The organism is Methylomonas sp. TEB, assembly GCF_047777895.1.
Lineage (GTDB): Bacteria > Pseudomonadota > Gammaproteobacteria > Methylococcales > Methylomonadaceae > Methylomonas.
Genome location: NZ_CP180476.1, coordinates 2,348,514 through 2,372,693, shown reverse-complemented (window position 1 = coordinate 2,372,693; position 24,180 = coordinate 2,348,514). Strand labels below are relative to the sequence as shown.

At 55.8% G+C, this 24,180-nt stretch carries 11 protein-coding genes, 3 pseudogenes and 1 riboswitch; of the genes and pseudogenes, 3 read left to right on the top strand and 11 right to left on the bottom strand.

Annotated features, from left to right (window positions below; translation table 11 throughout):
- Positions 1–20: 20 nt before the first annotated feature.
- The 10 genes and pseudogenes from ACMXD4_RS10585 to ACMXD4_RS10540 form a co-directional block, all read right to left on the bottom strand.
- Complete coding sequence (locus ACMXD4_RS10585; RefSeq protein WP_415880718.1) at positions 21–197, bottom strand: hypothetical protein; 177 nt, start codon at positions 195–197, stop codon at positions 21–23.
- A gap of 559 nt (positions 198–756) precedes the next feature.
- Positions 757–1,026: pseudogene (locus ACMXD4_RS10580) on the bottom strand (hypothetical protein); the annotation flags it as partial.
- A gap of 158 nt (positions 1,027–1,184) precedes the next feature.
- Positions 1,185–1,655 (bottom strand): hypothetical protein, encoded by a 471-nt coding sequence (locus tag ACMXD4_RS10575; RefSeq protein ID WP_415880717.1) that lies wholly within the window; start codon positions 1,653–1,655, stop codon positions 1,185–1,187.
- A gap of 174 nt (positions 1,656–1,829) precedes the next feature.
- Entirely contained in the window at positions 1,830–6,827 is a 4,998-nt protein-coding gene (locus ACMXD4_RS10570) for a neuraminidase-like domain-containing protein (protein ID WP_415880716.1), read from the bottom strand.
- Between the two features lie 203 nt (positions 6,828–7,030).
- Positions 7,031–7,336, bottom strand: a complete 306-nt coding sequence (locus ACMXD4_RS10565; RefSeq protein WP_415880715.1) for a hypothetical protein — start codon at positions 7,334–7,336, stop codon at positions 7,031–7,033.
- An 83-nt stretch (positions 7,337–7,419) separates the two neighbouring features.
- Entirely contained in the window at positions 7,420–14,610 is a 7,191-nt protein-coding gene (locus ACMXD4_RS10560; RefSeq protein ID WP_415880714.1) for a SpvB/TcaC N-terminal domain-containing protein, read from the bottom strand.
- 674 nt (positions 14,611–15,284) lie between these two features.
- Positions 15,285–16,451, bottom strand: a complete 1,167-nt coding sequence (locus ACMXD4_RS10555; RefSeq protein WP_415880713.1) for a D-alanyl-D-alanine carboxypeptidase family protein — start codon at positions 16,449–16,451, stop codon at positions 15,285–15,287.
- Positions 16,444–16,731 (bottom strand): annotated as a pseudogene (locus ACMXD4_RS10550) (XdhC family protein); the annotation flags it as partial. The gene ACMXD4_RS10555 and the pseudogene ACMXD4_RS10550, both read right to left, overlap by 8 nt.
- A 167-nt stretch (positions 16,732–16,898) precedes the next feature.
- Positions 16,899–17,282, bottom strand: coding sequence for a hypothetical protein (locus ACMXD4_RS10545; RefSeq protein ID WP_033156342.1), 384 nt, complete (start codon positions 17,280–17,282; stop codon positions 16,899–16,901).
- 79 nt (positions 17,283–17,361) lie between these two features.
- A pseudogene (locus tag ACMXD4_RS10540) lies at positions 17,362–17,499 on the bottom strand (IS5/IS1182 family transposase); the annotation flags it as partial.
- Positions 17,500–17,997: 498 nt separating this feature from the next.
- Positions 17,998–18,072, top strand: a riboswitch (cyclic di-GMP riboswitch).
- Positions 18,073–18,498: 426 nt separating this feature from the next.
- Here ACMXD4_RS10540 and ACMXD4_RS10535 point away from each other — a divergent pair.
- The 3 genes from ACMXD4_RS10535 to ACMXD4_RS10525 all read left to right on the top strand — a co-directional run bounded on the left by ACMXD4_RS10535 (position 18,499) and on the right by ACMXD4_RS10525 (position 22,673).
- Positions 18,499–19,248 carry a hypothetical protein gene (locus ACMXD4_RS10535; RefSeq protein ID WP_171695518.1) on the top strand — a complete coding sequence of 250 codons (750 nt, stop codon included), beginning with the start codon at positions 18,499–18,501 and terminating at the stop codon, positions 19,246–19,248.
- A 197-nt stretch (positions 19,249–19,445) separates the two neighbouring features.
- The gene (locus ACMXD4_RS10530) at positions 19,446–20,279 is read left to right on the top strand and encodes a hypothetical protein (protein WP_415880712.1); all 834 of its coding nucleotides are present in this window, start codon (positions 19,446–19,448) and stop codon (positions 20,277–20,279) included.
- Between the two features lie 192 nt (positions 20,280–20,471).
- Positions 20,472–22,673 (top strand): cytochrome-c peroxidase, encoded by a 2,202-nt coding sequence (locus ACMXD4_RS10525; RefSeq protein WP_415880711.1) that lies wholly within the window; start codon positions 20,472–20,474, stop codon positions 22,671–22,673.
- Between the two features lie 254 nt (positions 22,674–22,927).
- Here the strand turns inward: ACMXD4_RS10525 and ACMXD4_RS10520 are convergent, their stop codons facing one another.
- Positions 22,928–24,049, bottom strand: a complete 1,122-nt coding sequence (locus ACMXD4_RS10520; protein ID WP_415880710.1) for an XdhC family protein — start codon at positions 24,047–24,049, stop codon at positions 22,928–22,930.
- Positions 24,050–24,180 lie beyond the last annotated feature (131 nt).

Genomic DNA, 24,180 nt, shown 5'->3' with positions numbered 1-24,180 from the left:
AGTATCGAATCGGAATGGGCTCAAGCGGCCTGACCGCCTTCGTCCGGATCGTCGTCGCCGGTCCACGCCACTGCCGCCGATTGCGAGCGACAATCCGGAGCGCCGCTATTGGCCGCGGCTGTGCCGCCCAACAACAAAACGGCGAACCAAAAAGCGCGGCCGGCCGCGCGTTGTTTACGCATTAATAGTGTGTACATCTGAGTTCCCCTGAAACGAATGTATAAAAAACCGACGGACCTAACAGCCGTAGCCTGAGTCCGTTGGGTGGTAATGTAACAATTGGCGGTAACGGAATCGCCCTACCTGGGGAGGGTATCGGGCAGGCGGCTTCGAGGCAGCATGGAGCTGCAGGCATCATGCCGGACAAAGAATGGCATTTAATTGGGAGTACAGCTTGTCGCGACAAAGGCGTCGCCTTCACCTATACGCAGGCTTTCAGAGCGGATTTAAGCAACAGTCGGCGGGGCAGCCTAACAAGGCCGGTTCGGAAACAACACTTCCTGTACCACCATCCCGTGTCGCTCTTGAACGGCCCGTGCAATTCCCCCGGCGTGCGGCTGGCATAGTGGCCGGTTTCCAATCAGATACCGAAGGCGTCGTCGAAATGCCATCCGCTGACGATGAACACTTCTTACGGATCGATACTCAGCGTCAATTGCTCGGCCACGCCTTCCAAACCGGCAACCGCTTGCCAAGCCGAGCGGTTGTCCGCCAAAAGCGGATTCAAGTAGGTCTGCGTTGTTTTTGCCATAAGAGTCAAGACAGTTCGTATAAAATTGCGGCGCTCAATAGCAAACCCGTCAGATGATAACCGCCGACCACTGCGACATACAGGGCGGGTTTCGGTGTATTAGGCGAGACGGCATTGATACCTGTGATGCTGCCGCCGTATCCGGCCGCAACCAGAAAACCGAGCTTTAATGCTTGAATTAGCGATGCCGGCTGGATTAAATCGAACAGGAATGCGGTGGCAAAACTGGCTATTACGCAGCCGGACAGGAGACGGAGATAATAGACGGCGGCCGGACGCCACTTTTCGGGGCGGACAAAGCCTACGGCTTTATCCTATTGCTTGCCGAAAAGTGGAGAAAACCAGATACCACCCAATGCAAAATAAACCATGCCGGCTATGATGGGAGAGAACAGTGATAAGCAACAACCTAATTGGGTGGCGTCTGCAACGTCTAGTAATAGACCAGGGACGCCGTGCAATTTAAATCAATATATTTCGATGCATTCACCACGCCATTAAACGGTTGGCCGGTGAACGGCGTCGAAATTTTGGTCAATATCAGCTGACTGACAAAGCGTTTCGCTTCCCCTCCCAGATTGATTTGCGGAATCACGACCGAGGCGTGGTTGATGTGCGAGTCTGGGACGTGCTGCAGCACCACTTCCCACAATTCACCGATCAGGGTCGATTCGACGGTGATGTCCTGTTCTTTGAAGGAATAGCTTTGCTTGCCCAACTCCAGATTCAGTACCGTAGCGGCCGGCATAATCCCCACTTCCGCCTTGCTGCCGATGCTTAAAGTCAGATTCGCGCCTCTGCCTGCACACTCGTAGAAGTTGGGCTGTTGCTCCGCTTCGGCGGCGTTGGCCAAACTTACCCAAAACAAAGAGGCGATAATCATTAATCTGTATTTCTGTTTCATAACATGCTCCAAAATATAAATCTGAAAAAATCGGACGCCTTTACGTCAGACCGTGCTTTACCGAGCTAAAACCGTCTTTTCTAACGGTTTTTATCAGCGGCATTACAATAGCGTCAAACCCTATTCCCTGCTATCCCCCTCAGGTAGGGTAAATGCACTAGGCTCATTGCAATATTATTGCGGCCATTCCGGCGTGGTGCCGTTGACGGTCAACACCAGTACCAGATCCAATATCGACTCGTCCTTGATGGCGGCACGTATCAATGGCGTATTTTCCAGTTGCAGTGTCCAGTCCCCGGCCGGATGCCGGCCGACCAACGCCTGCCACGGGGCGCCGTTCGGGCGACGGGTGCCGACGATGCCGCCACGGGTTTGCGCCTCACCGGCGGTCACGCTGTCCAGGCCGGGAATGGCATGGGTCAACGACAGGATCTTCAATTCCGCAACGTAGCCATCGTTACGCACACAGAACAAAGTCAACTGTTCCAGATTCAAGGATTGCAGATGCGGTGGAAAATCGTCCCGCCGGATCGGCAATTCGATGCGCATTTGCCGCTCCGGAGCGACTTGTTCGGGATTGTTCAATTCGTACCAGGCGTCGGCGAATTGGTCGCGCACGCTGAAGGCCCGGTCGCCAGTGAACGAGCGATCCAATTGCCGAATCACTTTCTGCCGGTAGTCGTAACTTTGCAGCGCGGTATACTCCAGCGTCAGCAGCACGTCGGCGATGGTGCGATAATCAAAGGGATTGGCCGGTTTCGGCAACTCCAGCCGCCACACTGCATCCACCCCCATGCCTTCGAACGGTAATAGCATGCCGTTCTCAGCTTCCAGCTCGAATAAGCCGCTGGCGTTGAGCGGTGAGGTAAAGGCGATGCTTTCCGGCGACCGGCTCAGCAACACCGGCGCGAAGCTGTCGCCGGCAACCACGGTACGCGACAGGCCGGAGGCCGAAAAACTGGCGCGAATACCGCGCACCGGCGGTACCAATGCGATCAACGACACTTTCACCCGTTTCACCAAGCGCAGATAATGACCGGGGAATTCCTGATCGAATAAGGCTTCCGGGGTGGCGAAGGTCAACACCCCGCTGTCGCGGAACTGTTGCAGCTCCAGCGGCCCAAGCTGGGCCAGCGACAGGGTCTGAGTCAAATGCAGTTTGCGTTTGTCGGTGTCGAAGGCGTATTGATCCAGCCGGTAAATATCCTGCAACAGCCGCGCCGATCCGGTCAGGCCGCGTCTATCCGGCTGGTCGGCATTGCTGGCGGCGTCAGTGCTGGTGTCGACCCAATAATCGCCGCGAATGAAGCCCTGCGCCGGTTCCTGGCGCTCAAACGCCAATTGCATCTCGGCCAGTTGCGCCAGTGCGGTGGTCTGTTGCAGAAAATAGGCATATACGCTGCCCAGTATGCCGCTCATCCATTCGTATAGTTCGGTGTTGGTGAACTTGTTGGCTAGATAGCTCATAACCGATTCCGCGTGCTCCAGTTGCAACACGGCCAGATTTTTTTCCTGCTCGGCAACCTTCTGCTGGTTCCAGGCGTGCGCTACTTGCTGCAGAGCGATTGCCACATCCACTTGGGCCAGATTTTTCTGCAGTTGCCATTCCTGTTTGCGGCGTTCGAAGCTGGCTTGGGTCTGGGCGAATTGCGCCGCGCTTGAGGCGGCTTGCGCCGAATTATTTTCCCATAACTTCCAGGCTTGAGCGTCATACAGCACGGTTGCCAGCGCCATTCCGCCCAGCGCTCCGGCTTCCCAGGCATTCAGGCCGTCGCTCAACAAATCCGAAAAATGATCGCGTTGAACCTCGGCCCGGCCTTTTTGTAATTCGGCTTCTCGCCGGACGATGTCGGCATCGGCCTGTTTCAGATTCGCCAGATTGATAGACGCACCGGCCAATTTGATGTCGTGTTCGGCCTGATTCCGCCGGTATTCTTCCTCGTCACGCTGCTGCATCGCCGATAGAAATGCCGTCTCCACTTGTTGGGCAATGCCGACCAGATTCTTGGCGCGCTCGATCAGATAGCCATAGCGGTAATGGCTTGGCAAAAACGCCAGCGGAGCCTGAGTCGCGCCCGGCAGCGACGCCCTTACTCCGGCGATGTTCATGCCGTTGTGAATTTTCGCCAAATTGGCGTTAGCGCGCAGCAATAGCGAGGCCCACACCGGATTGGGTGGAAACACGGCCGCGACACCGGGTTCTGGCAGTTGCTGGTTGGCCAGCAGCAAATCAACCGCGGTGTGATACAGCGTACGCGCCTTGGCCACCGATTCGGCCACGTTGCGGGAAAACTCCTGATCGGCATATTCCAGGAAGCAGCGCACGATGGCCATGACGGTAAACCGGGTGTAAACGTTCTTGCGCCCGACCAATTCGTTTTGTTGCGTGGTGGCGGTGCGGGCGATGACGTGCGGATTCAATTCGTCGACCAACCACTCAGGCGTACGGCTGTAGCTGGATTTGACGTTTTCCTCCATCGCCAGGCCGGGATAGCGCTTGCGTCGGGCCGGCGGCAAATCAAAGGCGTACACGGTTTGATACCAGTCCAGCGCCGTCAGAAAGTCCCGCTCCTGTTGCAAGCGCAACGCCAGCGTCATCGGCACCAGCCAAAACACCTCGCGCAGATATTGCGGAATGGCGTTGGGGTCGGTGATCGGGCGCGGCCGTTGCGGATCGCTTCTGTCCTGAAACAGATTGGCGATCAAATTCAGCCGGTTCTGTAGTTCGGTCGCGGTCATTTGTTTGTCGGTGAGCACGAAATCGGCTGGTAAACTGGTAGCGGGATTACCGGGCGGCACCGGCGTTTCGTTGCGCAACGCAGCGATGTAGTCAGCCGCCAGTTTTCTGGCGCTGTCCGGCGTCAGCTTGGCGATCTTGCGTAACCGCACAATCAAGCCGTTCGGTCCAATAAAGGCGTTACTGGGCGTCAAGGTCTGCTGAACATCTGCGCGGTAAAGATTGGGAAACAACTGGTTTTCCGGATATGCAAACAAGCGAATCGCCGCCAGCCAGGTTTGATAACTGCTCATCCACAGCCATTCCGGGTCGAAATTGGGTTCGGTCAAGCTCCAGTCGCCACCTGCGCGGCCAGAGCGCACTGCAAACAGAGCCGTTTGCAGGGTTTCCAGCGCCTGTTCGACGCGGGTAGTAAGCGCTTCGCCGTGGCGGCGCAAATCGATGGCTAATTCGCGGCTCAATCTTTCTGCAGCGGCTTCCCGCGCTTCGGCTGGCGTTTGTGCTTGCCCTGCCAGGTCGAGCAAGGCATCGCGCAGAGCCGGCAGCGTTTGCGCCTCGACAGTTTCCAGGGTTTTTGCATAACCGTCCTGCAGTGCCTGCCGTTGTTTGATTCTGGCCTGCAAGGTACGGCGCCACTGGGTAAAGTCGCGCGCCGCGCCGCGCCAGTCGGCGATTTTCGCCGTATCGTCATCGGCCAGAAACTGGTCTGGCTCGAGCACCAGATCGGCATTGCGCTCTTGCGTGCGCCAGTTGCTGAACTGCGCCCTTTTTTGCGCTTGCAGCACGATGGCGAACACATCCTGCCATTCGCTTTCCAGCAAGCTGCCGGTCGCCAGCAAGGTCCGACAACGGGCCAAAAAGCGGAACCCAGGGCTATCCAGATGAAAAGACGCCAGGTCCAGGCTCAGGTTTTCGCCCAGGGCGTCGCGTGCGGCCAAAGCGGCGATGTCGATGGTGCCGACGAAACGGCTGATGATTTGATCGAAGCGCGCCAGCGGTGTGGCCAGATTCGCGCCTTCGCTTTCTATGGCGGCCAGCGTTTCGGCAATCCATGTGCGGCGGGCGTTCCACAGGGCATACGCCGAGTTGTTGGTGTGGTTGCCAATATGGTCGGCGCTGATCAGGTCTGGATCGACGATGGGCAGTGCGGCGGCGTCGCGCAGGCGGCTGTCTTCGGCTTTCCAGAATGAACGCAATTGACCCCGGCGCTGCATCGTCAGTTCGGCTTCAGTGGCAGGTGCCAACGGATCTAGCGAACCGGGATGAATATAGCCGAAAATCGTTTGCAGATCAGTGTCGCTGGCGGTGGCCGGGCTGAGTGTCAAACGGTCCAGATAGTCGGGGCGGCTGGCGGCCAGTTCAATGCCCAGGCGGGCGGCTAAAGCTTCGCGCTCCGGCTGGCCGGCCAGCCGCGCCAAACGCAGCTCTTCGTAGGAAACCCCGAGCTGGTTCAGCAGCGCCTGGTAAGCGGCGAAGCGGAAATCCTGCTCCAACTGCGCGGGCACGGCGATGGTTTTGCGTTGCAGGTCGGCGCGCAAACTTTCGATGGCAATGCGGATTTGCGACACCGGACGGGTGGCTGCCGCGAAGTGCTGGGTGGCAGTCAGTCGGTCGTAAGGTTGATAAAACCGGTTGGTCAATACCTGTGGATTAGGGCCGTTGCCGCCGCCGATTTTAATCTGCCGTTGCGAGAATTCCATCAACTCCCGTAAATAGGTGGTGGCTGCGAACACTTGCTCGACATCGGTCGGCTCGAACGGCCGCTTGATGACCACGGTATAGGGGTTAGAGGTGTTGGTGAGGTCGAAGGGCGGCTTGCCGGTGGCTGCCACGGTCAAGGTAAACGTGCCGGGCTCCGCCACCGAAATGGTCTTGCTCCACTCGCTCCAGTCGCCTTTCGGATTGTCGACTTCGGCGAACGCCCCATCGTTGATTTTATAGCGTACCGAGGCAATACCGCTAGCCTGATGCCTCGCGGTGCCGAAAAAACGAAACGCATGGGGGAAGGTTGGCGTTTCCACCGGCGAAGCGAAGTTGACCGTCAATTCCGGTTTCTTGGCCTCCATGACCACGCTGACCGAGCCTGTCCCCGATGCGGTGACGTTTTGTTCGCCGGGCGGAAACGTTTTATTCAGCACCGCTACCAAGGACTCGACTGTGATGTCCACGCTCTGTCCGTCCGGCACGTTCGCGGCTACCGAACCCTGGCAGGTCCAGGTTTGAAAGCCGGTCATGGTGGCCGGCACGCTGGGTCCGCCGGCGCCGAAGGTCACGTTAATTTGCCTGACCTCGGCCAAGGTGATGTTGTCGTTAATCTGGCCATCCTCGCCGGTTGCCCTCACGACGCCGCTCACTGTGATCGGGTATTTGCCGATCAGGGTGCCGGGGCTGGGCGACCGCACGTCTATTTTCAAAATCGCTTCAATTGGATCCATTACATTCTCCTGTTGATGGTTGCGCCTGACCTTTAACGGCCAGGAAATGGGTTGGGCGGCGGCTTTGTAGCGAGCTACTTAGCTCGGTCTTTATTCGCACCCGGAGCGTGAGGACGATAAGTGCATGGTGCCGATTACGCTGTTACTCATCGGATTTATGGGTCTAGTGCATAGGGTAGGCCGCCGGACGCCGCTTGTTTGCGCTAGAACGGAATTTCCGGCGACGGTCTGGCCACGCCGCCGCCGTAAACATCGTACGTTACATCGGTGGTTTGCGAGACCTTGATCTGCATCCGGGCGTAGCCGAGCGAGCCCAGGCCGACATCTAGTTTCTTGTAGTCGACGCCGTTCAGGGTTTGTTTTTGCCGGTCGAAACCGAGCCAGCCGTAGCCGTAACGCACCTTGATTTGCGCACCGGCCGGGGCCTTGAAAAAGGCAATGCCCTTGGCATTCCAGAACGATTCCAGCGTGCGCCAGTCGCCGCTGCTGATGTGTTTGGTTTTGAGCATGAGTAACTCCCAAATGTTAAATAATCTATTTTTCAAGGCTCCCACTTGGAAACTGGGGGGGTGATACCAGTATTTTGATTGCCTCAATGGGGATTGGGAAAAGCGTTAGTTAAATAATCCAGCAAGTTATTACCAGTAAATAACAATTCCGTTTCGCTTTGTGAAATGCTATTGTTTGGCTTGACCAGCATGGATGCAGGTACCTCGAAAACGCCAATGTGGGGTGCGCGAGCGTAACCCTCAACACCGGGTTTACCGGTAATGATGGTTTTCAAGGTTGGATCGGTGGTTTGCAGCATTTTTTCCATATTAGTACCGCCCGAGATGAAGGGACTGTTTTCCGTAACACCGATAGCATGGGCATGGGCACGTAACTCCATCCAGTCCGCGTCCTTCATGTTCTTGGCGCATTGTTCGGCAACTTCCTCGGAAGCTGTAGCAGCACGTGATACCATGGTCTTCGGATCTGTGATATCCAGAAAGCGATAAACGGTGACTTTGGCATTTTGTGCAGCGTTGTCCACCGGGCCGGGAAGCAAATCGACGCCAGGCGGTGTTACAAGGCCGACCCCCACCTGCGCAGCCAAATTGGCCATGGGATTGGTAACAACCGATTGGGCGATACGTGCTCCGGCATAACCAACGGCTTTGCCGGTGGCAACGGCCCCTGAGGACGTAGCTAACACACCAAGGCCAACACTACCGATAGTAACGGCACCAACTCCTTTGATCAGCGTTGCAGAGCTATCCACCATCTTCCAGTTTTTCTTGAAACTGGCCAATGCTTCTGGATCGGCGTGTATTTGATCCAATTCCTTGGCTCGTCCCAGAGCCGAATGAAAATTATCCCTGCCCACAGCATTCCAGCCGCGGCCATTGTTGTGATTGAGTTGATAGACCGACTTGCCGTCTCGGGTAGTGACGCGCCACTCGGTGTTGTGAATTTTGCCTTGCCGAATTTCGCCGCCACTTTGCGCGGCCTGATCTTCGGTGCCGCTCGGATCAACAAGACGTAACGGATTGGCACTGACATAAGCGTAACCATTGAGCCCCCCTCTTAATCCAATCGGATCACAACTCACCCACCTCGCCACCCAAGCCGCGTAATACCTGGCCGCGTGGTAATTCAAGCCGCTTTCCTCATCCCGCTCCTTACCGGTAAAGCGGTAACGTTTTCTGGCAAAGCCGCCGAAGCTGGTTTCGCCGTACGGCGTATATTCCTCGCGGTTCAACCAGTTGCCGTCGACGCCGATCACCACATGGCTACTGCCCAGGTGGTCGCTCAGGTGGTATTTCACCGCCGGGGTGGTATCGTCCGGGAATACTGTGCCGACGCGGACTAAAGCGATGCGCGACTGGTCGTCCATCACGTGCAGGGTGTTGTTTTCCTGCACGGAAACGCCTTGCACCGCGCGGTGGACTTCGAACAGGCCGTCGATATAGACGGTGACGGTGTACTGGCCGCCTTGCTTGCGGGTGAACTTTTTCACCCGCATGCCGCCGGCGTCGTAGCAATATTGCACATGTACCGAGGGTTCGCTACCGGTCACCTGGGTGCGGAAGGCTTTCAGCCGGTCGCCGTGGTCCCAGTCGAACAGGCGGGTCTGATGCTCGGACTGCAGGTTGCCGTTGGCGTCGTAGGCGTAACGGTAGCTATTTTGGCCTATTGTCACCGTGTCCAGCCGGTTGTTGCCGGCGGCACTAGTAAACACCCGGTTGCGAGCGCCATCGGCCAGCTGGTGTTTGAGTTCCTGCATATTGCCGAGCGCGTCGTACCGGTAGTGCTGGCTGTAGGCGCGGGTGCGGGTCAGGTCGGTGCAACGAGGTTGATCCAGCCAGGGCGGCGTTTCCGGTGCTTGGTCGCACTCGCGGCCGCTGGCGGACAACAGGCGGTAAATCGGGTCGTAGGCGAACTGGCGCAGCAGTGCGTTGCCGGAGGCCAGCAATTGCGCCAGGGCAGTGTCGCTGACGGTAGCCGCCGCCGGATTATTCAAGATGCCGCTGCCCTGGGCGCGGTCTTCGATTTGCAGGATGTTGCCGATCAGATCGTAGCGGTAGCCAAAGTCCTGCAAGGCTTCGCCGCCCGGCTGGTAGCGGTCGTCCTGGGGCTGGCTGTAGCGTTCCGAACGCAGGCGCAGCAAGCGGAAGGTTTTATCGTCATAGGCATAGCGGCTCATCACCCCATTGCCGTAGGCGACCAATACCCGCTGGCCCTTGGCACTGTAAGCAATTTGCTGCACGAACAGCTGGCCGTTGAGTTTGACTTGCGCCAGACTGCCAGCGCGGTTGTAAACCGGCAGCAGTTCCTGGCGCTGGCCGTTGACGTCTTTGGGATATTGCAGGCGCTTGATACGGTTCAAGGCATCGAAGCGCGAGCTGGTTTCGTAGACGGTAGCGTCCAACAGGGTTTGCGCATGGGCGGCCAGCGTGACACCGGCCGGCGGCTGCCAGTCGATGCGATAGGCATCGACGGCCCAATTGCGTTCGGCGCCGTTTTGGTAAGTGCTCAGTAACGCGGCATCGCTGAGGGTTTGCCGGCTTTGGCTGAGCGGATTGCCTTTGAAATCGTAGCCCGGCACGCTGACTAATCCGGCCTCGTCGTAATGCTGATACAGTTTGCCTAGCAGGTTGAGCTTCCGCGCCGCATCCACGCTCAAGCCGGAATCGGGCCGGTCTCCGTAGACCAGCACTTGCCGCAAGGTCAAAGTTTGATGCAAGCCGTCGCGCGCCCACAACCGATTCGGCCTGTTACCCTCGTCGTAAGCATTCAAAATTAATGCGCCTTTGCTGTCGCGGCTTTCCACAGGATTGCCCAGCGCATCCAGCACCGTGCGCCGCAAGCCGGCGTCTATGCTGTCGTTGCGCCAGGGCCGGTTGGCCAGATCGTAGCCGTAGCGGAAAGCCACCCGACCCAGCGCGTCGGTGACGCTAAGCAGATTGCCGCGAATGTCGTAACTGGAGCGGGTAACATACCAATCGGTTTGCGGATTGGCGCCGTTACGAGCGGTGGCTTGCACGGTGTGGCCCAGGGCGTCGATGACAATGCTGGCCGGAGTGTTCCAGTGGTTTTCGAAGCTTTGCGACGAGGCGGTATGGGTGCGGCCGGCGTTATCGTTGGCGTCGTAGGTGTAAGCTTCCCAGGGGGTCGGCGCAAACTGCTCAGGGTCGGCCAGATCGGCCGGTATGCCGTAAATCACCCGCTGCTCGGAGCCGTCCGGGTTTAGCGTATGGATCAGCTGGCCGCGCGGGTCGTAAATCATCACGGCTTTTTGCCCTAGTTGCGCCTCGCCGGGGGCGGCGTATTGCCAGTCCTGACTGTAAAACGGCTCGTATTTTTCGATCGCCCGGCCTTTGTTGTCGTATATCTGCCAGCCGCTGACTAAGACATTGGGATGATTGGCATCGCCATTACGGACGCCGGCAAAGGCCAGCTTGCTGCCGGCCTCGTCATTCTGATCGGCAGGTAAAATGCTGCCGCCGAAAGTCGCATCGCCGAAACGGATTTCCTCCGATTGCACCCGGGTTTGCAGCAAGCGGCCGAAGCCGTCGGAATACTCGACGGTTTCGATGGTCTCGTCGCGTTGCGGCAAGGGCACATCAAGGTCACTGTCGTGATGCTGATATTGTTTGCTGCGCACCGATACCGGCTGACCTCGCTCGCTGAAGGCCAGCAAATCGTAGCTGAGCTCGACGCTGGGCCGGTTGCGGTCGCCTTCAGCGACATTGTTTTTGCCTTGCACCAATGTGGCTTTCAGCAAACCCATGGGGCTGAAACGGAACCGGCGGCTGTTGGCGTTGGCGTCTACCACTAATTCCGGCTGCAATACCCGGTAATCGTATATGGCTTCGGTCTTCAAGCCCAAAGGATCGATCACTCGTTCCGGCAACAAACTGTAACGGTCGTAAGCAACAATCGTGCGCCGGCCCAGCGGGTCGTGCTGTTGCATCAGCAAACCGCGGCCCTTGCCGTTGGCCCCGCTGACCTGAAAGTCGTACAAATGGCTGGCGGCGATGACGAAATAACCCTGCGCGGAAATCGCGCCCGTGCCGCTTTTGCGGTAAACATAACCGGCTTGGGCGGCCAGTTTGCGGAACTCGGCCGGGTATTCGTCCGTCCAGGCCGGTGTGCCGGGTTTTAGATATAAAGGCAGTTCCGGCGGACTTTGCACACTGTCGCCGCTACGATACAGCTCGGCCAGCAAGGTATCGGTCAGCACCAAGTTTTCCGATCGCGTCAATGCGCCATAGTCGCCCAGCTGGCCGAATGCCAAGCCCTGGAAACCGGGACCATCGTAAAAATTCAGGGCTTGGCCGATCAATTTTTTACTTGCGCTGCCGGCTTTCACCGCTTCCCAAAGCGCGAACGCCGTAGTTTTGCCGTCGTTGATGATTTCGTAATTGCTGGTCCTGGCGACTTTGTCGATCAAATAGCGCTGGGCGTCGTCGCGTTGCAGATAGTCGTTTTCGCTGTAACTGGCCAGATAGGGTTCCGCCGTGGCAGCAGCAAGCCGGTAATCCCGGCCGCGCGGCACCGCCACGCTTAATTGCGACTTTAAGCGGCCGTATTGATCGTACTCTCCCATCAAGGCGAGTTGGGTCATCGGTTCGGTACCGCGTTCCCACTGGGTGGTACGTTGCGCTAGGGCAAAGCTGAAGAAAATCGCTCGCCGTGCATCGCCGGCCGGCGGCACGTCTTCTTCGCGGACCCCTTGCAGCGTTTCGGTGACGGTGTAGGGCCGGTGCTGGCGTTCGCTACCATCCAGCGCATACAGTTCGGTACGCAGTACGCTGCCGCGCAGAGTCCGCAAGGCATCGCGCTTGCGGCGGCGCGGCAGAGCGTTGAGTGCTGCGGTCATGGCTGCTGGTCGCGACTGGGCTTGCGGGTCTCCTGGCCAAAATTCAGCGCTAAAATCCAGTTCGTGCCAGTCGCCGAATTCGTCGCCGACCGGGCCTTGATGAAACCAGGTGCGCGTTTCCAGCGGCGGCGAAAATCGCTCGCTGGCAACGGCGTTGAACGCTTGCCCTGCATGCAGGCCGCCGGCGTGAAACGTCTGTATTTCTTCGCTGTCGCGTTGGTCGACCCGGCCAAAACCGCGAAACTCGCGTTCCGCACCATCCCAATAGCCGTGGTGGTAGCTATATTCTGTAGTCAGTTTCCCATTCGAGAGCTGATCGATCACCTCGACCCTGGCCACCACCTGTACCGGAAACGGCAGCGGAGTCAGCCAGCGCGTGGCTCGCAGCCTTTGATCCTGCAGATAGAAATGGGTGGATGGCAGGTAGCCGACGCGAGTGACGGCGCCTAGATGGTTGTCCATACTCTGCAGCAAATAGGGCTTGCTGCCGCCGGTGAAATCCAGAAAGCGCATCTGCGGCCGGTTGCTACCGTCGGCATCCCGACTCCACAGCAGGCCGCGATTGCCGCTGCCCAGCAAATCGACCAGCCGCACGGCATCCATGTCGCTTACCGCCGGGGTACCGCCGATCTCGATGGCATCGCTCCAGCCGTTGCCACCCCGGTTGATCCACAACAATATTTTGCGGTCGTCCACGTAAACAATATCGGCCAGACCGTCGCCGTCGATGTCGTCGATCAGAATGCGCTTGGAATCGTAGCCGAATGGAAAGCGCGGGCTGTTGCGCATCGAAATTCGTTTGCCCCAGTTGCCGTAACCTAGATTGGGCCAGTATGAAACATGGCCGTCGTAGATTAGGGCCACGTCCTGCAGGCCGTCGCCGCTGAAGTCGCCCCATTTGACGCGGGGATCGGAAAAATTCAGATTAGGGAAATCTGCCATTGCCCGGCGTTCAACCGCCCGACTCTGATGCCAGCCCTTTTTGGTGTCGTTAAAGAAGCATTCCAAGCGCGTGCCGGAACGAATGGCGTCGGTCACGCCGTCGCCGGTTAAATCAATCAGTTTAACGTTGGGATCTTCCAGATCGAAACTGGGCGCGAATTCGTATGGCCGGAACGATCGGCGTTCCCACAACCCGTCGTAACGCAATGGGAAGTAGCCGGCCAGTCCGGCGCGGCTGACCAGCAAGTCGATACGGCCGTCGCCGTCGGCGTCTATCAATTGCACGCCGGGATCGGCCAGTTGCAAGCCCGCCGGCGCTTCGGCCATGTCCCGGGGGCTGTCGAAGCGGCCGTTGCCCAGGTTACGCCAATAACGCACCGTGCCGTTCATCTCCAGAATGTCCGGCAGGCCGTTGCCGAACAAATCGGCCAGTTCGTATTCCGGCTGCGCTAGAGAGCCGGGCGGCAGTTCGCCGGTTATCGCGGAAAATTTTTGCTGGCCCGGGGTAAAACGGCTGTAATCGAATTGCAGGGGCGGCAAGAACTCGGATGCCGTGCCGTCGTGGCCTTCCACGCGGACTTGATGCAACAAAGAAGCCTGATTGAGCGGCAAAACCGCGTGCGGTTGTTGATCCAAGTAATCCAGATGATAGGTGCGGGTCAAGCGCTCCTGGTCGGCGTGGGTATAGATCCGGATTTGCGTACAGCGCCGTACCGTGCGAATCTCGAAACCGGCGCGGTATTCGGAAAAAGGGTCCGGGCGCTGTTCGTAAACGAATTTTACCCGGACCAGGAACTGCGGATTCGCCGGATCGCCGTAATCCGCATAGCGTACTTCCGAGAGGTAGAGCTGGTCCCAGCGATGAGGGCCGTCGGTTTGCTGTGCGTCGCGTTCGTAAAGGTAGTCGATGCGGTTGCCGAATACGTCGACGGTGCGACTGAGTTTCCAGGCAAACACTCGGCCGGCATTGTCAGGATCGGCAAGCGCAGCAGGGTCGCGCCCGGAGCTTGTCGGCGTGCCGTAAACACTGGTCAGACCGTCCTTGCTTTCCACTTTCCAATAGTTCTGCGTCGCATCGCGATAATGGGCAATGCGGGCGAACAGGCCTTCGGTGCGCGGACGGTAACGTGTCAGATTGGCTTGCAGATCGACCGATACCAAATCCTCGGCGCCGGACAATACAAAAGTGTCTTGACTATCGTCGTAACGCGGCAAGCCGTCAGAGGTTTTGCGCATCACGCCAGGGATGCTCAGATTCCAGCCCAAACCGAACGGGCCGTTACCGTTGCCGGTGCTGTAAACCAGACTCAGATCTGGCTGGAAACGGTTGCGGCCGGCCGGGAGCGCAATCGGTACGCTAAAGTTTCCGGTGCCGGTGTGCAAGTCAGGCGAAAATTTCTCGCCAATGCCGTGCAAAGCGCCGCCGCCTTGGGGCAAACCAATGATTTGGCTGGAAGTGCCGGATTTATTGCTCATACGAGACCACCCAAGCAGCAAACCAGCTTATAGCCTATTGAAACAACGTTTTTTTCGGCTACTTCCTGGTTCAGTTGCGAGTTCGCTCTGTCATATAAGCAATGTACGATATGGATCATTCATTTCTCCTCGATTTCCGATGAACAGCGAGTACGCGGGGTGAGGTGTAATCGTTTCTGCTCAACCAGCGTCAAATAAGGGCTATGCGTTTAAGGGTTAGAGTAGCTGATGGCCTGGGAGATTTCGCCCTCCACAAGGAGGGTATTTAACGAATGGAATTTAAAACGTAATAAGCCTATGGAAAGTCTCCTTACCCCCTGTGCGGTTGAAAATTCCCTTCGTTCGTCAACGAGATTTAGGCGAAAGTAAATTTCAAGGAAATTATTTTTAGCTTTATTCGAGACACGCCTACGAAAGATGGCGTCAAGCCGGCGATTGCAGCTGTTACTTTCGGGAATAGTTGATCGGCTCAACTTCAAAGAATGGCGCCGGAAGTTTTTTGTGCTGGGGGTTATCCGACGTCAGTGCGAAGTCTTGAATGCTAGCAAAAATAACCGTTGTTAATTTCAGTTTATATCCAAGCACTCCTTTGAGCGGCAAACGATACAGAAAGAGTTTGGAGATGCGTAAAGTCCGCTCCATATCCAAAACCAGACGTCCGTAATCTTTAAATTCTAACCACTTGAATGTCGCAAAATGGCCGACAGCCGTCCCCGATAACACCAATGCCAAGGCTCGTAAACATAACCGAAGCGGTTATCGCGCGGGAATGACAGAAAAAATTGAAAGCGTTTTGCGTTGCTTGATAGCCACTGAAAAGCAGCCGTTTGTTCGAACCGCTCGCCCAGTTCCGGGCAGTCGTCGCTGCCTATATCGATGGCACGCCCGGTGTGGTGTTCGCTGTAACCGGGTGGGGCCAAGACACGCAGAATCTCCTCGATAGTTTGCCCCTTCCCGAGCTTGCGCCGAACAATGTCGGCTTGATAATCCGCACTGCGAAAGGCCGACACTATCAATAGCGTAATGCCCTCCTCGGCAGCGGCCTGTTTCAATGCGTGCCAAGCGGCTGCCGCAGCCGCTGTGAGATAAAACGCCCTGCCCTGCGGCGTGGTTTCCGCGACGATCAACTCTAAAGGCTCGCGGCATAATGCCAAACCTCTACCTGCCGGCAGTTCTTCCGGAATGCCAAGTTCGATGAACAGCTCGCGAATACGCTGTAAGTAGGCGTCAAGCGGTTGGTCAATCATGAGCTGCATTTCATTGAGTGCATGCAAGCGCTGGTAATCGCTCGTGGTGTCGACATCCAGTTCCGCTTCCAGCAACGGCACTTTTACCAGTGAGTCTTCGAAGCGTAGTAACAAGGGCTTAGCTCCCCGGTCGCCGGTCAAGCTGGCTAGCTGGGGAAAATAAGCAGCCGGAAACACCGCGGGTACGCCAAACGACTCCGCATACTGACTGACTACGATGCGCTCCGGCGCGTGTTGCCAGGCACTTAGCAAACTTTGCAGATGCGCGGCGCTAATCAAGGGTTGATCGCACAGCATCAACAATACCGCGCTAGCCGTGTCCGGCACAGCCCGGATACCAGCCCGAATCGAACCGGCCATACCGTCCGCCCAACTCGGATTCAATACCACTTTGCTGCCGCTCAAATCGACCGCGGCTTTTATCGCCTCAGCATTTGCGCCCAATACCACCACCGTCCGCTCCGCCAACACGGCTTGCGCATTGGCCAGCGCATGCGCCAGTAATGGACGCTCCTGCCAAATCAGTAATTGCTTGGGACTGCCCATCCGGCTGGAGGCACCGGCCGCCAGGATGACGGCATACACATTATCCATGGCTGCATACATGTTTGATCGCAACCGGCTCTTTCCCCAGTAGCCAGCCGCTACGGCGGTTGAACGGGGCCTGAATGCCGGCTACGATGGAAAAGGCAATTTCTTCCGGGGTTTGCGCGCCGATGTACAAACCGACCGGGCAGAATACCCGTTCGACTATCAGTGCCGCGTTGTCGCCCAGACTTTGCAGTAACCGTTGTTTGCGATGCGCCGGACCCAGCAAACCGACCAACTCGCCGGTTTGGGTAATCAACATGCGCGCGCCGGCCTTTTGGTAGGTCGAGCCAAAGGTTTGTTGCCAAAAATTGGCGTGCGTTTTTTAGTGGATGATTCCTGCACTGACTATTCCTATAAAGAGATTGCCGCTCGAGCAGTTAAAAACTGATTAGGGTTTTGTCCGCGACTTATTGACGGCCTCCTAGCACAAATTGCATAAGGTCTGGAAACTCAAGCCTTGGCTTTTTTATCCTTACGGATGCCCCGGACCGCATACGTCCTGGCTTTATCTTTGGCGGTTTCCGCAAAGAAGGTCTTCCAGGTCTCGCCGCCTCTGTCGGCAATTGCCGCCGAAATATCCTTAAATAAACTGATACCTTCCAACACCATTGTCGGGGTAAAACCATAATCGTGGGTGAGGTAGTAACTGATGCTCATCAGATAGGTTTTTTCTCTACTCATGAGCTTGATCAGACGCTGCTTTTGTTTATCGTAGACATAGTAAGAGGTCAGCGCCAGCAGGCTCAGGCCAAAAAATTTCGTCCACAACAAAATGTAGGCATCGTCTTCATAGAGTTTCTGACCCTTGTTCAAAATGGCATCGGTTTTATTCATATCTATCCTCGGTGAAAGTGTCGGGCATCTTAATTTAAGTTTGAAAATTTTGTGTTGGAAATATTGGATAGTGTCGTCATTACACAGCCGCCCAAAGCGCAATACCGCGTAAGTACAAGGCTACCAAGAACCAAGCGATGTTTTTAGCTTAACCAGTAGCTATGCCATGCCATCGCCTTAAATGCAAAAAAGCCTTCTCCACCTGATGGCAAAGGCGATTAGAGGAATCAACCTTTTTCTGGGGCTGAGTGATTTCCATCGACAATCGGCAGATGACTAAAGCTCAGGAGGGGCCGGCCGTCGATTGCCGACGAAGTCATGATACGCATCAGAATGTTGGATTATTATTTCGGAATTCGTTCCAAACCTTCGTTCCAGCACCCTGATTTTAAAGCATCGTCAGCTTGGCATATCACTACCCGAACTGATGACTTTTACCCTTACGGCGCAAACTCAAAGCCGCCGCCCAAAATCTCTTAAATAAAATAAGGGATATAACCCAAAATACGCGAAATAACACACTCTGCATAGCGTTATAGCCATCTAAAACCCCAGAAAACCGCCACACTTATTACTACTCCACCCTATCAAACAAAACAGCCTATCGCATTGTTTTATATGAACATAACCATAGAAAAACACTACAAACCCACGTTTAAATATATTTTGGCTTACATTTTGCCTTATAAATAGTGCTGCACCCTGCTGGGCGCAGCCACCAAGTCGCCACACTCGTCGCAAGGCGGGGCCGGAAAGCTGCGGATCTGATTCAGATAGTCGAGCTGCCTCTTATGAGTGGGTAAGAGAAGGGTCTAGCCGGTCGAGATTCATACACCGACAACTACCCACAGCGCTCGCTCACTGGTCAGGAATAGTTTGTTATATCACCTGATTAGCTAAACCCGTTGTTTAACTCACTACGCAAGCAAGCCCGGTATTTAAAACTCTTTGGACTGTCTCTCTCGCAACCATAGCGTAGCGTGATCAATTCAGGAATATTGAAATACATAGCGGTTTTAAGGCTGTTCAAATTGCGCGGGAAGCCATCGACCCGCCACTTACCGTACGAAAGGGACCGGAAAGTAAGAGGCTGGCATCGCGGCATCCGGCGCAGGTGCGTTAGGCAACGACTCGCAAAGGGAATTGCGAAACATTGAATGTCGCCGGTAAAACCTACCGGTAAAAATCTTCGTCTTACTATGAAAGGAATTGAAATATGTCTGTTAACACGAAACATGCGCCTGCCTTGAAAAAGGTGGCTGCAACACTTGCTATTTCACTTTTAGGCCTCGGCAATGTACAAGCCGAGACCGTAAACGGCACCATCTATAAAACCGTCGACCCGGTTCACGGCGCCGGCACCACAATCGATTTCTATTCGTTCTCCTTGTCATCGGCTGCCAATGTGATAATCGATGTCCTGGCGAATGAAGGCTACGCAGCGGGCTGGGGCGCGCATCCCGGCGCGTATGTCGATATAAACGGCGACGGCGAACTAACACTGGCAGATAGCCAATTCCGCATTTTTCAGGACACAGTCTCACTGACTACCGAAATCGTCAGCGGCGACGACAGTCCAGCCTACACCATACCCGGCAATACCGGCGGATGGGCCGATGGCAGCTTGTTGAGCCGAGACTCCTACCTGGCTACTGCATTGGACGTGGGCAATTACATTATTGCTTTTGGCGATTACTCTCTGACCATCGAAGAAGCCGTACTGGGCTTCAACAAGGGCGACACTATCACCGGTGCGACCGGCGTCAACCCGATAACGGGCGCCACCGGTCAGGATCATTTCGATTATCAAATTACCCTGACCGCCACCGACTACGTCACCGGAGCCAGCCTGCCTTTGACCATCACCGGCGAGGGTGTTAGCGCAGTGCCGGTGCCAGGGGCCGTTTGGTTGTTCGGTTCTGCATTAATGGGATTCGGTGTATTCGGCAAACGCCGCACCGCGTAAGCCCCGGCAAACAAGAGCGAAAAGGTCAGCCGACATCAGCTGTCGACTCACCCCTCGCAATGCATGTCTAAACCCTTTGGAGATGTCTATCTTTTGGCTGCCAGGCCCGAAATACTCAGACAAATCCAAATTAAACAGCAACTTAAATCTACCACAATCGTAAGCAACGATGTGGTAGATATTGGAGACACTCAAAAATGAACATCGATTTACAAACTATTTTTAAAATCACCCTATCGTCCGCCGCGCTAACCCTTGCCGTTGCTCAACCTGCTGCGGCGGCTTGGTCCGGTGCCGATAACACTCTCGAGCTGGGCACCAGCATCTCAAACCCCAGTTTTAATTCCAGCAATTTGGGCTTCGCGGGCAATCCGTCTCTGTCCAATGATGGCTGGGGCATGCAAGGGGCATTTACCAACTTTTATTTAAGCTCGTCAGCCCAATCCGTGACTGTGGACGCGCGTTCGTCCGCGGCAAACTTTCCGGCTTTTTCAATTTTCAGAACCAATGTGGCTTATTCGGGTGAAACGGTCGGCGTCGATACACCGGCCGAGCTAACCGGCCAAATTCACAAATTTAACTCGGTGGGCCAAGCCGGCGATCCAGGCATTATGTGGGCAACCGGCGCGGACGGCATTGTCGAAACCCTGGGCTACGTCAGTTCCTCTAGCAAAAACTACGTTAACTCTTTCGGCGGCGTCATCGACTCCGGCGCCCACGATGTCAGTATCGACAATCTGTATGAAACCGGCGTATCCGGCTCGATAGGCGTCACCGGCAACCCTGCTTTTGCCAACACCAAAAGATACGCGACCTTGACACTGAACGACTTGCAAGCTGGCTGGTATGCCGTGTTCGTCGGCGGTGCAGACGTCCTCGGAAGCAGTGCCGGCATCTCTTTGAACATTTCCGCGTCGGCCGCCCCTTCTACCTACACACCAGCGGCGGTGCCAGTACCCTCCGCTGTCTGGCTGTTCGGCACGGCACTGGCCGGCTTTATAGGCAGAGGCAAACGCAACGCTAAAGCGTAAGCCAACACCCAGCACATAAGCCGATGTTCCTATAAAAAAGGAAGCTTGGCGAGGGACTTCGCCAAAGGAATAAAGGATGGCCGATAAATTACGCTTTGTGGTTTATCGGCCTTTTTTATAGCTTGAGCCCGCTGATGCGGGCGTTTTGGCCGTATTTGTTGCCAACCAACCATTTCTCAGTGGAGTTTCACCATGACATTGTTTCGTCATAGCCAATTAGCGATTGTTTTAGCCGGAGGCGTACTGCTCAGTTTCAGCGCCGCCGCGGTCGAATTGGCATTAGGGCCCATGCCGATAAGCCTGAAGCATTTGCCCGTTCCGCCTGTTCCCGGCCTACTGGACGGCCCGGACCCTATTGTCGTCAACAAGAACGCCGCGATTGCCTTGGGCAAAGCGCTGTTCTGGGATACTAACGTGGGTAGCGACGGCATGGCCTGTGCGTCCTGCCACTTTCACGCCGGCGCCGACGGCAGAGTAAAAAATCAGCTTGCTCCGGGCGGCCAATCCAGCCCCTTAAGCGATCAAACATTCAGCAATGCCATGACGGGTGGTTCTTTGGGACCCAATCATACCCTCAGCATTGGCGACTTTCCGCTACATCAAAGGGAAGATCCATTCCAAGAGCATTCTACGGTCCTCTACAACACCGACAATGTAGTCGGTTCGTCCGGTACTTTCGGTGGTGAATTTAGAGCCGTGGACCGCTACACAGCACCTAACGACACCTGTAGCCGCAGCGTGGACAGCCTGTTTCATGCCGGCGCTGTCGGCACCCGCAAAGTAACGCCGCGCAATGCGCCCAGCGTGATCAATGCGGTGTTTAATCATCGCAATTTTTGGGACGGCCGCGCCAACAATGTGTTTAACGGCAGCAGCCCTTGGGGCGACCGAGATTCCGACGCCGGCGTCTGGGTAAAACAGAACGCCACGACGCTCATTAAGCAGCGCCTGCATTTAATCAATTCCTCGCTGGCGTCATTAGCGGTAGCTCCACCGCAAAACACCACCGAAATGGCCTGCCGCAACCGGACCTTGATGGAGCTCGGTAGAAAGCTGCTGTTACGCCGCCCGTTGCAAAACCAAAAAGTACATCCTGAAGACAGTGTACTGGGACCTTACAGCCTCAATAGCAAACCCGGCACGAACACTCTGTATAAGCTGCTGATCATGCAGGCATTCAATCCCAAATACTGGTCGTATAGCGGTAACCCGCCAATTCCGGTCCCCAAAGGGTTTGCGCCCTATAATCAAACCGAAGCCAACTTTGGCATGTTCTTTGGCCTAGCCATCCAACTCTATGAAAGCACATTAATTTCGGACGAATCGCCCTTCGACAACAGCGCCCGCGACGCCGGCAATCAACCCATAGAACTCAGCGCTTCGGAATTGAACGGCTTAAAACAATTCAGAAAAAATCAGTGCGCGCTCTGCCATTTAGGACCCAACTTCAGCGCGGCATCGATTAACGCCAATGCGGCGATTGCCAAAACTCATCCGGAAGCCTTCGGTGAACCGACTTTCTTCATCAGCGCATCCACCAATGTGGTCAATCGCATACCATTGCTTATCAAAAACGCTCCGGTTACCGCATTTTTCGATACCGGCTTTTCTTCCACAGGCGTCACCGAAGAAACGGCCGATATTGGCGCAGGCGGCGTCGACGACTTTGGCAACCCGCTATCGTTCAGCCGGCAATATTTACAGCATTTGGCGGGCAATAATGCCGCTGTACTGGATGAAGATGTCACTAAAGTGAGAACGTGCGATTTTCAGGAAGCCCTTGCTCTAAATATCAAACTGCCTTATTCGCTGCCGAGCTTGTTTACCATCACCGACGGCATAAGACCCCAGCCACAAAGCACGGAGAACTGTTTCCTGCCCGCAAACAATGCCTTTTTGCCCACGACCGCTGCCGCCTTAGCGGAGTTGAACAAGCCCAATACCCGGAAAATGGTGGCGTCTGTCGACTCGACATTTAAAATCCCCTCGCTACGCAATATCGAGTTAACCGGACCATACATGCACAACGGCAGCATGGCCACGCTGGAACAAGCGATCGAATTTTATTCGCGAGGCGGAAATTTTGCCTACGACAGCAAACAAGTTACTCGGGTATTTCCGCAGCCCAATCTACAACTGGATGCGCAAAACCGAGCCGACCTGATTGCCTTCCTGAAAACCTTGACCGATGAAAGAGTCCGCTACGAAAAAGCCCCCTTTGACCACCCCGAAATCAAAATACCCCACGGCCATGTTGGCGTGGAGCAGACAGTAAGCGGCGGTAATCCGCTGGGAGCCGTTCTGGGTAAAGATGAATTTCTGACCATTGACGCGGTTGGCGCCCAAGGCAATTCATCACCGATACAGCCTTTCGAAGCGTATTTGGCACCCTAACGCGGTTTAAATTTCAGCCCACAGTCACCGGCTAAGGCCGGTGACTTCCAATCCATGCAAGGCTAAAAAAGGTAATAACAGCACCTTAGCTAAGCCACACCGTTATGCATGGCAAGAAAACTAACAAACACCGGCTTCTGAAAAGGGGGATTCCTAGAAAATGGCCCCTATTTATCGGCAAAACGCCGCGATCAATTATTCCCGTAATTTGTACACGCTCAGCGCTGAGGCATTCTCAGTCGCCGGCATGCACATTATCCAGGGCTGCAAGCATGTTTGATCGCAACCGGCTCTTTCCCCAGTTGCAAGCCGCTACGACCGTTAAGCTGGGCCTGAATGCCGGCCACGATAGACAACGCAATTTCTTCCGGAGTTTGCGCGCCGATGTCCAAACCGACCGGTCCGAATACCCGTTCGGCTATCAGCGCGGCATCGTCGCCCAGGCTGTGCAAGAGCCGCTGCTTGCGATGCGTCGGACCTAGCAGTCCGATAAACCCCGCCCGAGAGTGGACGATGGCTTGCAGAAAGCGTTGGTCGTATTCGATGTTGTGGGTCATCAGCATAATGGCGTTGAAGCGATGCAAATCCAGCTGATCCGCCACCTGTTCCGGGGTCAGATGCAATAATTGATCGGCTAAAGGAAAGCGCTCGGGCTTGATATGCGCGGGCCGGTGATCGACCAAGGTCACGCGCCACCCCAGGGATTTGGCACAATTCACCAGCGGTATTGCGTCGGCCCCAGCGCCGAACATCAGCAACTGCCAAGGCGGTTGCACCGGATCGTAAAAGACTTTGATGTCCAGGCCGTCAAGCGGATGAGTTTCGATGCGCGGTTTTTGTTGCAAGGCCGTTTGCAGCGCCGCTGTGGCGGAGGGGAACGGCGCGCTGGATAATATCGGCTGTTCCCCGACAATGGCGGCCGGCAAGAACTGGCTGCGCCCTGCCGGAAAATCCGCATGCGCGGAATCGAACACCGTGACCAATACCCCATGCGCTTGGGCTTCGGCGGCTTCCACCAACTGACTCAATGGACTGAAACCCTGCTCGGCTTTTAATAATTGCAGCAACACCCGAACAGCGCCGTTACAACCCAGACCCAAACCCCAAATCGCATCTTCGCCGGAACGCATATCGTAAAACAAGGTTTTGGCATGGCCGGTTTCGAACACCGATCCGGCCTGCTCCACCAAATCCCGCTCAAAGCATCCACCGCCCAGCAAACCGACCAACTCCCCGGTTTGGGTAATCAGCATGCGTGCGCCGGCCTTTTGGTAAGTCGAGCCGAAGGTTTCGATAATGGTCGCTAGCACGCTGTCCTGCCGGTCGCGTTGCAATTGCCTATAGGCTTCGAGCAGATGATTGATGTTATGGGCCATGATTTACTCGCTTGCGGGTGTGCCGGCGATTGTAAGCCATATCAACTCCAGCTCAAATCGGTACGCAATAACGGCAATTGCCGGATCCGCACACCGGTGGCGGCGAAGATCGCATTGCACACCACCGGCGT

Bases quoted from the DNA above. Each gene is read 5' to 3' on its own strand.
- ACMXD4_RS10545 (WP_033156342.1), bottom strand. From the start codon at position 17,282: ATGAATAAAACCGATGCCATTTTGAACAAGGGTCAGAAACTCTATGAA.
- ACMXD4_RS10570 (WP_415880716.1), bottom strand. From the start codon at position 6,827: ATGGATCCAATTGAAGCGATTTTGAAAATAGACGTGCGGTCGCCCAGC.
- ACMXD4_RS10520 (WP_415880710.1), bottom strand. From the start codon at position 24,049: ATGGCCCATAACATCAATCATCTGCTCGAAGCCTATAGGCAATTGCAA.
- ACMXD4_RS10560 (WP_415880714.1), bottom strand. From the start codon at position 14,610: ATGAGCAATAAATCCGGCACTTCCAGCCAAATCATTGGTTTGCCCCAA.
- ACMXD4_RS10575 (WP_415880717.1), bottom strand. From the start codon at position 1,655: ATGAAACAGAAATACAGATTAATGATTATCGCCTCTTTGTTTTGGGTA.
- ACMXD4_RS10530 (WP_415880712.1), top strand. From the start codon at position 19,446: ATGAACATCGATTTACAAACTATTTTTAAAATCACCCTATCGTCCGCC.
- ACMXD4_RS10535 (WP_171695518.1), top strand. From the start codon at position 18,499: ATGTCTGTTAACACGAAACATGCGCCTGCCTTGAAAAAGGTGGCTGCA.
- ACMXD4_RS10555 (WP_415880713.1), bottom strand. From the start codon at position 16,451: ATGGATAATGTGTATGCCGTCATCCTGGCGGCCGGTGCCTCCAGCCGG.
- ACMXD4_RS10525 (WP_415880711.1), top strand. From the start codon at position 20,472: ATGACATTGTTTCGTCATAGCCAATTAGCGATTGTTTTAGCCGGAGGC.
- ACMXD4_RS10565 (WP_415880715.1), bottom strand. From the start codon at position 7,336: ATGCTCAAAACCAAACACATCAGCAGCGGCGACTGGCGCACGCTGGAA.
- ACMXD4_RS10585 (WP_415880718.1), bottom strand. From the start codon at position 197: ATGTACACACTATTAATGCGTAAACAACGCGCGGCCGGCCGCGCTTTT.